This is a genomic window from Streptomyces sp. NPDC014870, assembly GCF_043081505.1.
Taxonomy (GTDB): Bacteria; Actinomycetota; Actinomycetes; order Streptomycetales; family Streptomycetaceae; genus Streptomyces.
This window is the reverse complement of the sequence record NZ_JBIBWQ010000002.1, coordinates 327,975-340,559: the sequence shown is the minus strand read 5'-3', so window position 1 is coordinate 340,559 and position 12,585 is coordinate 327,975. Positions and strand designations below refer to the sequence as shown.

The 12,585-nt window shown below is 73.0% G+C and carries 12 protein-coding genes; 5 read left to right on the top strand and 7 right to left on the bottom strand.

Annotated elements, in window-relative coordinates; translation table 11 throughout:
* Nucleotides 1–61 precede the first annotated feature (61 nt).
* The gene (locus ACF09C_RS06145) at nt 62–1,267 is read left to right on the top strand and encodes a PucR family transcriptional regulator (protein ID WP_392089259.1); all 1,206 of its coding nucleotides are present in this window, start codon (nt 62–64) and stop codon (nt 1,265–1,267) included.
* A 145-nt stretch (nt 1,268–1,412) separates the two neighbouring features.
* Here ACF09C_RS06145 and ACF09C_RS06140 read toward each other — a convergent pair whose 3' ends face one another.
* The gene (locus ACF09C_RS06140; RefSeq protein ID WP_392089256.1) at nt 1,413–2,567 is read right to left on the bottom strand and encodes a glycerate kinase; all 1,155 of its coding nucleotides are present in this window, start codon (nt 2,565–2,567) and stop codon (nt 1,413–1,415) included.
* 112 nt (nt 2,568–2,679) lie between these two features.
* Here ACF09C_RS06140 and ACF09C_RS06135 point away from each other — a divergent pair, with 112 nt between their 5' ends.
* From ACF09C_RS06135 to ACF09C_RS06125, 3 genes are all read left to right on the top strand, one after another.
* Entirely contained in the window at nt 2,680–4,368 is a 1,689-nt protein-coding gene (locus ACF09C_RS06135) for a BCCT family transporter (RefSeq protein ID WP_392089253.1), read from the top strand.
* Nucleotides 4,369–4,453: 85 nt separating this feature from the next.
* Complete coding sequence (locus ACF09C_RS06130) at nt 4,454–5,527, top strand: ADP-ribosylglycohydrolase family protein (RefSeq protein ID WP_392089251.1); 1,074 nt, start codon at nt 4,454–4,456, stop codon at nt 5,525–5,527.
* Nucleotides 5,524–6,015: an NUDIX domain-containing protein gene (locus ACF09C_RS06125; protein WP_392089249.1), complete on the top strand. Its 492-nt coding sequence runs from the start codon at nt 5,524–5,526 to the stop codon at nt 6,013–6,015. Before ACF09C_RS06130 ends, ACF09C_RS06125 begins: the two co-directional genes overlap by 4 nt.
* Before the next feature lie 11 nt (nt 6,016–6,026).
* Here ACF09C_RS06125 and ACF09C_RS06120 read toward each other — a convergent pair whose 3' ends face one another.
* The 4 genes from ACF09C_RS06120 to ACF09C_RS06105 form a co-directional block, all read right to left on the bottom strand.
* Nucleotides 6,027–6,446 carry a universal stress protein gene (locus ACF09C_RS06120; protein WP_392089248.1) on the bottom strand — a complete coding sequence of 140 codons (420 nt, stop codon included), beginning with the start codon at nt 6,444–6,446 and terminating at the stop codon, nt 6,027–6,029.
* A gap of 1 nt (nt 6,447) precedes the next feature.
* Nucleotides 6,448–8,013: an APC family permease gene (locus tag ACF09C_RS06115; protein WP_392089245.1), complete on the bottom strand. Its 1,566-nt coding sequence runs from the start codon at nt 8,011–8,013 to the stop codon at nt 6,448–6,450.
* A 114-nt stretch (nt 8,014–8,127) separates the two neighbouring features.
* On the bottom strand, nt 8,128–9,351 hold the full coding sequence (locus tag ACF09C_RS06110) for a saccharopine dehydrogenase family protein (protein WP_392089243.1): 1,224 nt from the start codon (nt 9,349–9,351) through the stop codon (nt 8,128–8,130).
* 97 nt (nt 9,352–9,448) lie between these two features.
* The gene (locus tag ACF09C_RS06105) at nt 9,449–9,616 is read right to left on the bottom strand and encodes a hypothetical protein (protein ID WP_392089241.1); all 168 of its coding nucleotides are present in this window, start codon (nt 9,614–9,616) and stop codon (nt 9,449–9,451) included.
* 65 nt (nt 9,617–9,681) lie between these two features.
* Between ACF09C_RS06105 and ACF09C_RS06100 the strand changes: the two genes are divergently transcribed.
* A complete protein-coding gene (locus ACF09C_RS06100; protein ID WP_392089239.1) occupies nt 9,682–10,410 on the top strand; it encodes an NAD-dependent deacetylase in 729 nt (242 codons plus the stop codon).
* On the opposite strand, the gene ACF09C_RS06095 is transcribed toward ACF09C_RS06100, so the two are convergent.
* Complete coding sequence (locus ACF09C_RS06095) at nt 10,407–10,910, bottom strand: methylated-DNA--[protein]-cysteine S-methyltransferase (protein WP_392089237.1); 504 nt, start codon at nt 10,908–10,910, stop codon at nt 10,407–10,409. The two genes, ACF09C_RS06100 and ACF09C_RS06095, sit on opposite strands and share 4 nt — an antisense overlap.
* 42 nt (nt 10,911–10,952) lie before the next feature.
* On the bottom strand, nt 10,953–12,434 hold the full coding sequence (locus tag ACF09C_RS06090) for an AlkA N-terminal domain-containing protein (protein ID WP_392089235.1): 1,482 nt from the start codon (nt 12,432–12,434) through the stop codon (nt 10,953–10,955).
* Nucleotides 12,435–12,585: the final 151 nt, after the last annotated feature.

The following is a 12,585-nucleotide window of genomic DNA, read 5'->3' as shown; positions in this document are numbered from 1 at the left end:
GCGCACAACACCGCGTGTCAGGGGCCTGTCGGGAAGGGGGCGGGGGTGGCATCCTCCGGGCATGGGACGGCGCAGACCGCGGACCGGCGACGACTGGAAGCTGCTGGCGGAGGCGTGCACGGCGCTTCTGGAGCGGCTGCCGGAGCTGGTGGACGAGCATCTGAGGGAGTTGCACGAGTACGAACCGGCGTACGGCCGGATCGTGCCGTACGACCAGCACTGGCACGAGGCCCACGAGGCCCTGCGGATCGGGATCGAGATGATCTCGGCGCCCCGGGACACGCCCCGGCGGGACCTGGCGCACGCGGACGAGCTGGGGCGGCGGCGCGCGGAGCAGGGCATGCCGCTGGAGCTGGTCGTGCACGCGTACCGGCACGCCGGGCAGCTGGTGTGGGACGCGCTGATCGAGGACGCGTCGGCGTTCCCGCCCAGGCTCGCGGCGCTGACCCAGTCGGCGACGATCATGTGGTCGGCGGTGGACGCGCAGGCGGACACGGCGTCGGAGGCGTACCGGGCGACGGAGCTGGAGCTGCGGCGCCGTACGGACGAGCAGCTCCAGGCGCTGCTCGACGCGCTGCTCCAGGGGCAGCGCTCGCCCGAGGTCACGTCACGGGCGGCGGCGGGCCTGGACCTGCCGGAGCACGGGCGGTACGCGGTGGTGGTGCTGCGGCCCGACCGCCGGGAGGTTCCGGAGCCGTTCCACCGGCGGCTTCAGGGGGCCGGGGTGCGGTTCCTGTGGCGGATGGGCGCGGACTGCGAGATCGGGGTGGTGTCGCTGGCCGAGGGCACGGGTCTGGACGCGCTGTCGGAGCTGCTGCAGGGGCGGTGTCCGGGTCCGGGCGGGATCAGCCCGGTGGTGACGGGCCTGGCCGAGCTGGGCCGGGCCCGGCGGCTCGCGGAGCTGGCGCTGCGGACGAGTCCGCCGGACTCGCGGCAGATCGTCCGCCTCGACCGCAGGATGGCGGGCGCGCTGGTGGTGGGGCAGCCGGAGCTGGCGGGTCTCCTTGTGGCGGACGTCCTGGGCGCGCTGCTCGAACTGGACCCCTCGGACCGTGCGGTCCTCCTTGAGACGCTGGACGTCTGGCTGGACTGCGAGGGCTCGGCGGGGCGGGCGGCGTCGCGTCTGTACTGCCACCGGAACACGGTCTTCAACCGCCTGCGCCGCCTGGAGCAGCTGACGTCGAGGTCCTTGTCCCGGCCACGGGACCTGACGGAGATGACCCTGGCACTCGACGCGTTCCGCCTGACGGGGGCGGGGGTGGGGTGACCGCCGGGGCGACACCCCCCACCCCGCCCCTTCCCGAGACCCTGCCGGGGGCTGGTGGGGGTGCGGAGCCGCGCCCCGCACCCGGGGCGGCGGCTTCGGGGCTTGCCCGCCACGGCCTGCCTCGTCCGGGCCGGCGCTGGCGGGCCTACGCCAGGTAGTCCGCCGCGATGGTGGCCGCGACCTCTTCCAGGAGGGGGCCCGCGTTCGGGATGGACTTGGCCGGGTCGGGCTCAAGTGCCGAGAGGGGGTAGGCGCGGCGGATGCCGGCCTCCGTCAGGGCCTCCTGGGTGAGGGCCAGGCGGCCGCAGACCGCCACGACGGGCTTGCCTGCGGCCCGGGCCGCCGCCGCCACACCCGCCGGGGCCTTGCCGTGCAGGGTCTGCTCGTCCAGCGAGCCCTCGCCGGTGATGACGAGCGTGGCCCGGTCGAGGGCCGGGGCGAAGCCGAGGACGTCCAGCATCAGCTCGATGCCGGGGCGGAAGCTCGCGTCGAGGCCGACCAGCGCCCCGTAGCCGATGCCGCCCGCGCCGCCCGCGCCCGGCGCGACCGCGCACTCGGCGGCCTTGGGGCCGATGGCCTTCTCCAGGACCGTCACGAAGTGCGCGAGCGCCGCGTCGAGCGTCTCGACGTCCTCGGGCGTCGCGCCCTTCTGCGGGCCGTACACCGCGGGCGCGCCCTTCAGGCCCGTCAGCGGGTTGTCGACGTCGCTCGCGAGGATCAGGTCCACGGCGGCGAAGCGCGGGTCGAGGCCGGACAGGTCCGCGGTCGCCAGCGCCGCAAGCGCCGCTCCGCCCGGTCCCACCCGCTCGCCCGCCGCGTCCAGGAAGACCGCGCCGAGCGCGGCCAGCATCCCGGCGCCGCCGTCCGTCGTGGCGCTGCCGCCGACGCCGAAGACGATCGTCGTGGCGCCCGCGTCCAGGGCGGCGCGCAGCAGCTCGCCGGAGCCGTACGTCGTCGACGTCAGGGGGGCGAACACACCCGCGGGCAGCAGCTGGAGGCCCGAGGCCTCCGCCATCTCCACCACGGCCGTCGTCCCGCGCAGCGCGAACGCCGCCGTGACGGGGTCGCCGACCGGCCCGGTCACCCGTACCTCACGGCGCTCGAAACCGGCCGCCACCGCGGCCGCGACCGTACCGTCGCCGCCGTCCGCAACCGGCAGGGTCTCCACTTCCAGCTCCGGGACGACCCGTCGCAGACCTGCTGTGACCCGCTCCGCGACCTGAACGGCCGTGAGCGAGCCCTTGAACTTGTCGGCCGCGACGAGTACGCGTGCGACCTCAGTTACTGCTCCGTCCGTCACCTTGCATCCCTTGCTTTCGAACGTGCAGTCGCGCCGAGGCCGACCCTATCCGCACCCCCAGACGGCGTGCCACCCCCTGATAAGGCGATATTCCGCACCATAGTGGGCGCATATGAGCACGGAATCGGATCCGATCGATCAGAAGTCCGCCGGTCCCGCCCCTGATCAGGCGGTCATCGGCATCGGCGTGGCCGCCGTCGTCGCGATGGTGGCCTGGGCCGCCCTCGGCAAGGATTCCTTCGACAGCGCCTCCACGTCCGCCCTCGGCTGGGTCCTGAACAACTTCGCCTGGCTCTTCGTGATCGCCGCCGACACCTTCCTGGTCCTGTGCGTGGTGATCGCGCTGAGCCGTTACGGACGGATCCGGCTCGGGTCGGACGACTCCGAGCCGGAGTTCACCGACCTCGCGTGGATCGCGATGATGTTCAGCGCGGGCATGGGCATCGGTCTGATGTTCTACGGGGTCGCGGAGCCGCTCCAGCACTACCTGTCCCCGCCGCCGGCGAGCGGCGCCGAGCCGGGCACCGGCACCGCCGCCCTCAACGCCATGGAGTACTCGTTCTTCCACTGGACGCTCACACCGTGGGCCATCTACGGCATCGCCGGCCTCGCGCTGGCCTACGCGGGCTTCCGCAAGGGCCGGGGCTCCCGGCTGAGCTCCGCGTTCGTCCCGCTGATCGGGGCCCGCAGGGCGGCGTCGTGGCAGGGCCGGGCGATCGACCTGCTCGCCGTCTTCGCGACGGTCTTCGGCACGGCGACCAGCCTGGGCGTGGGCGCGCTCCAGGTCTCCAAGGGCCTCAATCTGACCATGGACGTCGAGGACTCGACGGCGACGCAGCTGATCATCATCGCCTCGCTCTCCGCCGCCTTCGTCCTGTCGGCCTTCTCGGGACTGCACAAGGGTGTGAAGTGGCTGTCGACGATCAACATCGTGCTCGCCACCTGCCTGATGCTCTTCGTCTTCCTCCTCGGCCCGACGGTCTACATCCTCGATTCCATCCCCGCCTCCCTCGGCGGCTATCTGGACGAGCTGCTGCCGATGGCGACCCGTACGGGCGCCTTCACGGACCCCTCGTGGCTGGGCGCGTGGACGATCTTCTACTGGGCCTGGTGGCTGTCCTGGGCGCCGTTCGTCGGCACGTTCATCGCCCGGATCTCGCACGGCCGCACGATCCGGGAGTTCCTCATCGGGGTGCTGCTCGTGCCGAGCGGGGCGACGGTCGTCTGGTTCTGCGTGATGGGCGGGACGGCGATCCGCCTCGACTCGACCGGCGCGGCCGATCTCGCGGGCGCGGTGAAGGACGGGGCGGAGGCCTCGCTCTTCGCGATGCTGGACGCCCTGCCGATCGGCACGGTGACGTCGGTGATCGCGATGATCCTGGTCATGACGTACTTCGTCACCAGCGCGGACTCGGCGTCGCTGGTGATGGGCTCGCTGACCAGCCGCGGCTCGCTGCACCCGCCGACCTGGCTCGTGGTCACCTGGGGCATCCTCATGGCGGCGGTGGCCGCCGTGCTGCTCGTCGCGGGCGGACTGAACTCGCTGCAGACGGCGACGATCCTGGTGGCGCTGCCGTTCGTGATCGTGATGCTGGGGCTGTGCTGGGCCCTCCTGAAGGAGCTGCGCGAGGACCCGGGCGCGGGCCCGGCGCGCCACCACGCGCTGCACGGCGTACGGGACGCGGTGCGGGCGATGGTCGGCGAGGCGATGACAGAGCAGGGCGCCGGACACCACCACCGCCTGCGCCGCGCCGCGAAGTCCCGCAGCGACACGGACGAGGAACCCCGTGGGGAAGGCTGAGGCAGGTGGAGGGCCGAGGCCGGCGGTGGGCGGTGGGCGGCGTGTTCGGCGGGCGGGACCGGGCCGCGTTCGGTAGACCGGACGTATGGCGTTCAAGCAGGGCGAACTCGCCGACCGCATCCTCGGAGGCTGGACGGGCCGGATCGCCGGGAACATGCTCGGCAAACCCGTCGAGCGGGGCGATCTGTGGACGCCCGAGCTCATCGACCGGTACCTGCGCCTGACGGACGCCCTGCCACTCACCGACTATCTTCCGGCGCCGCCTCCCGACGCCCTGGCGCAGGGGTTCGAGCTGCGGCCCGAGTGGCCGCAGTGCGTCCGCGGCCGGATCAGGGGGAGCTGCCGGGACGACGACATCGACTACTCGATCCTCGGCCTGCACCTCCTGGAGACCCACGGGTTCGCCTTCACTACCGAGCAGGTGGGCGAGCACTGGCTGCTGCGGCTGCCCTACCTGCAGACGTTCACCGCCGAACGGACCGCCTACCGCAATCTCGCCAACGGTCTGAAGCCGCCGCTCACCGCCACCTACGACAACCCGCACCAGGAGTGGATCGGCGCCCTGATCCGGGCCGACGTCTACGGCTGGACCTCCCCGGGCGACCCGCGCCGCGCCGCCGCGCTCGCCCGCAGGGACGCGGTGCTGTCCCACACGGGGAACGGGGTGTACGGCGCGATGTGGGCGGCCGCGCTGGTCGCCGCCGCCTTCACCGCGCCGGACGTGCGCACGGCCCTGGAGGCGGCCCTCGACCGGATCCCGGCGAGCAGCCGGCTCGCGCGCACGGTCCGGCACGCGATCGCGCTGCACGAGTCGGGGGTGGGGTGGTCCGACGCGCTCGCCGAACTCGCGGAGCGGACGGCCGGAATGGGCTGGATCCACACCGTGCCGAACGCGGCGGTCCTCACGGCCGGACTGCTGTACGGGGGTGGGGACTTCACCGCCACCCTCGCCCTGACCGTCCGGGGCGGCCTCGACACCGACTCGAACGGGGCGACGGCCGGTTCGGTGGCCGGGGTGATGTGCGGGGCGGCGGCGATTCCTCCGCAGTGGTCGGAGCCGCTGCGGGACCAGGTGCGCAGCGCGGTGTTCGGCTTCGACCGGGTGCGGATCGGCGAACTTGCCGAGCGGACGCTGCGGCTGGCTACGCTGACGGCATGACGACGGACGACTACGCCACGTACATCGCCGGCCTGCCGCGTGTCCTCGCGGGTGCCGCCGCGCTCTTCCGGGACGGCGCGGGGCGCGTCCTGGTGGTCGAGCCGAACTACCGGGAGGGCTGGACCCTGCCGGGCGGCACGATCGAGTCGGACACGGGTGAGACGCCCCGGCAGGCGGCGCGCCGCGAGACGGCGGAGGAGATCGGCCTCGACCTGGAGCTGGGGGCGCTGCTCGCGGTCGACTGGGCGAACGGCACGGGCCGGCCGCCGATCGTGGCGTACGTGTACGACGGCGGGGTGCTGCCGGCGGAGCGGTTCGCGGAGATCCGGCTGCAGGAGGAGGAGTTGCTCTCCTGGAAGCTGATCGAGCCGGCCGAGGCGATCGCCCATCTCCCGGGCTCGCTGGGCCGGCGGGTGGTCGCGGCCCTCGACGCCCTGGCGGACGGCGGCGGCCCGGTGGAGCTGGAGAACGGCCGCCCGGTCCGCTGAACCGACCGCCCCTAGAAGCTGTCCGGCGGCACGCAGAGGACGGGGACCTGGGACAGGTGCAGCAGCTTGTGGGGCGTCGAGCCGAGAAGCGCGCCGCGCATCGGGCTCTCGCCCCAGCTGCCGACCACGATGACCCGGGCGGCGTGCCGCTGCGCGGCGTCGATCAGGGCCTCCGATGGCTTCTTGTCGATCACCTCGACGACGGTCGGTACACCCACCCGCTCGGCCTCCGTGACCGCGTGCCGCAGACCGGTGCGGCCGGCTTCCCGGACGGCCTGGACGTGGGACCGGTACTCCTCGCCCGAGGGGCCGGGAACCGCCACCCCGTAGACCAGGACGAGCGTCTCGTCGAAGGCGCTCGCCACCTCGACGGCGATCCGCAAAGCGCGGGCGGCGCCGGGGGATTCGTCGTATCCGAGCACGACCGACATCTCATGTCCCTCCGCCGGAACCGGAACCCGAACCGGAGCCGGAGCCGGAGTCGTGGCCGTGACCGTGACCGTGGACCAGGTCGGGGTCGGCGACGCCCGGGCGCTCGCTCCAGAACGCCGGTGCCCACAGCCGCCGCACGATCATGAGGATCACCCCGGTGAGGGCGATGCAGATGCCGATGACGAGCGGCGGTCCGAGGCCGAACCACGAGGTGCCGCTGTACGAGTTCTCCGGGTCGGACATGTCCGCGACCGACCTCACGAGGAGCCAGGTCAGCAGCCCCGCGCCGACCAGTGGCCCGAGGCCGATCAGCAGGAAGTTGTGGACGCTCTCGAAGAGATGGCGGCGGTAGTACACCACGCAGGCCAGGCCCGTGAGGGCGTAGTAGAAGGAGATCAGCAGCGAGAGCGCGGTCAGGGAGTCGTAGAGGGCGTTGGTGCTGATCTGGTTCACCGCGAGGTACCAGCCGATGGCGATGGCGGCGACCCACCAGGTGCTGACGTCCGGGGTGCGGAAGCGCGAACTGATGTGGGCGTAGTGCGCGGGCAGCGCCCGGCGGCGGGCCATGGACAGCGCGGTGCGCGAGGCCGGGATGATGGTGGTCTGGGTGGAGGCGATGGCCGAGGTGCACACCGCGAGCAGCAGGATCCAGTCCCAGCCGCCCAGGACGTCCCCGGCGAGCTGGGCGAAGATGAACTCCTCCTCGTCGGCGTTCTCTGCGAGGAACACCGGTCCGGCGTAGGCGACGACCGCGAAGCCGACGGACACGTAGGTGACGAGCAGGATGACGGTCGACCAGAGGCCCGCCTTGCCGGGGGCGCTCGCGGAGTCCCTGACCTCTTCGGTGAGGTTGACCGCCGACTCCCAGCCCCAGTAGATGAAGACGCCGAGCAGCAGCCCGCCGGTCAGCGCGGCGCCGCCGGCGCCGAAGGGGTTGAGCCAGCTCCAGGAGGGCTCGGCCGAGTCGTAGACGCTGGTGTCGGCGTAGACCGCGTACAGGGCCACGGCGACGAAGATCAGCAGACAGGCGACCTGCGCCAGGATGAGGACGTTCTGCACCTTGGCCGACAGCTCGGTGCCGATGACGCACACGGCCGTCATCCCCAGGATGAGGAGCACGGTGAGCAGTTGGCGTACGAAGGTGTTGTCCACCCAGCTGTCGAGCCCGACGGCGAGCAGGCCGAAGCTGACCGCCACGTCGGCGAGCGAGCCGACGACCAGGACACCCGTCATCGCGATGGCCCAGCCGCCGAGCCAGCCGGCCCACGGGCCCATGGCGCGGGTGACCCACGAGAAGGTCGTGCCGCAGTCCTGGTCGACCTTGTTGAGGTAGTAGAACGCGGAGGCGATCAGCAGCATCGGTACGAACGACGCGAACATCACGCCGGGCGCGTAGATCCCCACCAGGGCCACGACCGGGCCGATCACGGCCGCGAGGGAGTAGGCGGGGGACGTGGAGTTGAGGCCGATCACCAGGGCGTCGACGAAGCCGATGGCGTTCGCTTTCAGGCGCGCGGGGCGTTCGGCGGGCCTGGCGCCCTCGGCGGCGGCATCTTCGGTGGCCATGGTCCCTCCGCCCCGGTGGTGCCCGGACAGAACAGGGAGACTGCTGCCTTCATCGTAAGGAGGCCCGGTCCGCGGCGCATGTGCGGGAAGCGGCCGGGGCGGTCGGGCCACCGGTCACTGTTCGCGCATGCCCCAGGGCGTGCCGTACTCCGTGAGCAGGTCGAGGAAGGGGGCCGGGGGCAGCGCCTCGGGGCCGAGGACACCGCGGCCGTGCCAGACCCCGGTCGCGAGGAGTTCCAGGGCGGCCACCGGGTTGACGGCGGTCTGCCACACGACGGCCTGGGAGCCGTACTCGCGCATCGACCACTGGTTGTCGACCACGTGGTAGAGGTACACCTCCCTGGGCCTCCCGTCCTTGGTGCCCTTGACCCAGGTGCCCGCGCAGGTCTTGCCGTGCATCCGGTCGCCGAGGCCCGCGGGGTCGGGCAGACACGCGGCGACGACGTCGCGCGGGGAGACGCGGACCTCGCCTCCGTCGGCGCCGCGCACGGTGACCGGATCCGTGCGGTCGAGCCCGAGCTTGTGGAGGGTGCGCAGGACGCCGATGAACTCCTCGCCGAGGCCGTACTTGAAGGTGACGCGGCGGGTCCTGACCCAGCGGGGGACGAGGAGGACCTCCTCGTGTTCGACGTTGACGCACTCCACGGGGCCGATGCCCTCGGGGAAGTCGAAGACCTCCGGCTCGCTGAAGGGTGCGGTGGTGAACCAGCCGCGCCCCTCCTCGTAGACGACCGGGGGGTTCAGGCACTCCTCGATGGTGGTCCAGATGCTGAAGGACGGGGCGAAGTCGTAGCCGTCGACGACGAGGTTCGCGCCGTCGCGGACGCCGATCTCCTCGATCTCGTCGAAGAGCGTGTCGGCGGCGTGGCGGGCGAAGACGTCCGCGAGGCCCGGCTCGACGCCCATGCCCACCAGGGCGAGCCGGTCGGCCGCCTCCCACGCGGCGGCCCGGTCGAACTGCGCGTCACCGAGCTTGACCCCGCACTCCTCGTACGGACGCGTGGGGTGCGGCCGGGACAGCGACATCGCCATGTCGAGGTAGTGGGCGCGTTCGGCGAGGGCGGCCTCGAAGAGCGGCAGGACGAAACGGGGGTCGGTGGCGTTGAGGAGGACGTCGCAGTGGTGCTCCGCGAGGGCGGCCCGTACGGCGGCCCGGTCCGAGGCGTCGAGCCGGATCGCGGTGAACCGGCGCTCGTCCGGGCCCAGGGCGGTGACCGCCGCCTCGGCGCGCCCGGGGTCGTAGTCGGCGACGACGACCTGCTCGAAGAACGAACGGCGGGCCGCGATCCGGGTGATCGCCGTACCCACGCCTCCCGCCCCGACCATGAGGACGCGCATGACTCCGCACTCCTTGCGTCGACCGGTGCGGTGCCGCTCCCTTCGGTACGAGGAAGCCGCCCCGCCTCCCTCCCGATGATGCCGCCTCTCCCCCGGTTCAGCGCGGGGTGCCGACGGGCGTCTTGGGCTCGACGGGCCGGTCGAAGTGGGCGGTGACCGCGCAGGAGGCGAGCAGGAGGCCTGCCACGACCAGGAGGATGGCGCCGATCAGCAGGGAGCAGCCGATGGTGAGGAGCCGGCCTCGCCGGTCGGGGGCTGTGGTCATGGCCGGAACCTAGCAGTCGGTAATCCGTTCGCGTGGGGTGTTCGGACCTGCCTACGCTCGGCCCCATGACCATGGTCGCGATCCTCAGCGGAGCCGGTGTTTCCACGGACTCGGGCATCCCCGACTACCGGGGCCCCGACGGGGTGTGGACCCGCGACCCGGAGGCCGAGAAGCTCGCCACGTACGAGCACTACATGTCCGACCCCGACGTCCGCCGGCGTGCGTGGCGGACGCGGCTCGACGGCCCCGTGCTGCGCGCCGAGCCGAACGCGGCGCACCGGGCCGTCGCCGCGTTCGAGCGGACCGGGAACCCGGTGCGGGTGATCACGCAGAACGTCGACGGGCTTCACCAGATCGCCGGTCTGTCGGCGCGCAAGGTCCTCGAACTCCACGGCTCCGCGCGGTCGGTGGTGTGCACGTCCTGCCACGCCCGCTCCTCGATGGAGGAGGCGCTCGACCGGGTGCGGGCCGGTGAGGACGACCCGAAGTGCGCGCTGTGCGGCGGGATCCTGAAGTCGGCGACGGTGATGTTCGGGCAGCGGCTCGATCCGGTGGTGCTCGGCCAGGCCATGTCGATCGCCAAGGCGGCCGAGGTGTTCCTCGCGGTCGGCACGAGTCTCCAGGTGCAGCCGGCCGCCTCGCTCGCGGGGATCGCCGCCGAGCACGGGGCCCGGCTCATCATCGTGAACGCGCAGCCCACCCCGTACGACGAGATCGCCGACGAGATCGTGCGCGAGCCGATCGGCACCGCGCTCCCCGCGCTCCTGGAGCGGCTGCGCCAGGACACCCCCTAGAAGAGCGACGCCTCCGCCCCGGCGGCTCCCGACTCGAAGGCCAGCAGTCGGCGCTTGCGGTCGAGGCCGCCGCCGTAGCCGGTCAGGGAGCCGCTCGCGCCGACGACACGGTGGCACGGTACGACGATGCTGACCGGGTTCTTGCCGTTGGCGAGGCCGACGGCGCGCGAGGCCCCGGGGTTGCCGAGCTCCTCGGCCAACTCGCCGTAGCTGCGTGTCTCGCCGTACGGGATCCGGCACAGCAGCTCCCAGACCCGGAGCTGGAACGGGGTGCCGATCAGCTTCAACGGCAGCTCGAACTGGGTGAGTTCACCGGCGAAGTACGCCTCCAGCTGGCGGGTCGTCTCGCCGAAGGGGCTCGGGTCGGGTGCGCCGAAGGTCTCCTCGGCGGGGCGGTGGCGCTGGCCGGTCATGTGGATGCGGCTCAGGACACCGTCGACGGCGACCAGGGTCAGCGCGTCGTACGGGCTGTCGATGACGGTGTGCCGGACGTCGGACATGGTGGGTCGGCTTCCTTCGGGTCGGCTTCCTCGGTGCGGGGCTCAGGCGGGGAGGTGGTTGATCGGGTGGCTGTCGGTGGCCCAGAGGTACTGGACGGCGTACGCGCGCCAGGGCCGCCACCGCGCGGCGCGGGCGGTGAGCGCGGCGGGCGTGGACGGCAGCCCGAGGCCCTCGGCGGCACGGCGCACGCCCAGGTCGCCGGGGAGGAAGGCGTCGGGGTCGCCGAGCGCCCGCATGGCGATGACCTCCGTGGTCCACGGGCCGAAACCGGGCAGGGCGTGGAGCCGGGCGCGCGCCTCGTCCCAGTCGGTCCCCGGGCCGAGACTCAGGGAGCCGTCGGCGAGGGCCTCGACGAGGGTGAGCAGGGTCGTGCGGCGGCTGCGGGGCAGCGCGAGGGACTCGGGGTCGAGCCCGGCGAGCGCCTCCGGGGCCGGGAAGAGGTGCGTGAGGCCGCCCTCGGGGTCGTCGACGGGAACGCCGTGCGCGGCGACGAGCCGGGCCGCGTGGGTGCGGGCGGCGGCCGTGGAGACCTGCTGGCCGAGCACGGCCCGGACGGCGAACTCGGCCGCGTCCACGGTCCTCGGCACGCGCCGCCCGGGCGCCCGCTCGACCAGCGGGGCGAGCAGCGGGTCGTCGCGCAGCTGCTCGTCGACGGCGACCGGATCGGCGTCGAGGTCGAGCAGCCGGCGGCAGCGGCTGATGGCGAGGGTGAGGTCGCGGGGGTCGGTGAGGGAGAGCCGGCAGGCGATGTGGTCGGGCCGGGGGGCGAGGGAGACGATGCCGTGCCCGTGGGGCAGGGTCAGGGTCCGCCGGTAGGCACCGTCCCGCCACTCCTCCACGCCGGGGACGGCGGTGGCGGCGAGATGGCCGAAGAGGTTGGACGGGTTGAGCGGGGCGCGGTACGGCAGCCGGAGCGCGATCACACCCGGAGTGCTCGGTGTGTCGGCGGTGACGGGTGACCGGGTCGCGCGGGCGCGCAGCTCCCCCGGGGTCAGCGCGAAGACCTCGCGGACGGTGTCGTTGAAGGTCCGGATCGAGGCGAACCCGGCCGCGAAGGCGATCTCGGCCATCGGCATGGGTGTCGTCTCGATGAGCAGCCGCGCGGTCCTGGCGCGCTGGGCGCGGGCCAGGGCGAGCGGTCCGGCTCCGAGTTCGGCGAGGAGCTGGCGTTCGATCTGGCGGGTGGAGTAGCCGAGCCGGGCGGCGAGCCCGGGTACGCCCTCGCGGTCGACGATGCCGTCCTGGATCAGCCGCATGGCGCGGGCGACGGCGTCGGCGCGGACGTTCCATTCGGGGGAGCCGGGGCTCGTGTCCGGGCGGCAGCGCTTGCAGGCACGGAACCCGGCGCGCTGGCAGGACGCCGCGCTCGGGTGGAACACCATGTTCTCGGCCTTGGGCGGGACGACCGGGCAGCTGGGACGGCAGTAGATCCGGGTGGTCAGCACGGCGGTGAAGAACACGCCGTCGAAGCGGGCGTCCTTCGACCGGACGGCCCGCACGCAGCGCTCGGTGTCGGTGTACATGGCTCCATCGTCGGGGACCGCGGAGGCGTGCGCTGGCGAGAAAACGACATGGACCTTCCCGGAGCGGGGACGTCCCGGAGCCCCGTGGCGGCCTCCGGGACGCCCTCGGGGTCCCGCGTGCGGCCCGGTCCGTGTCGATATCCCGCCGGGA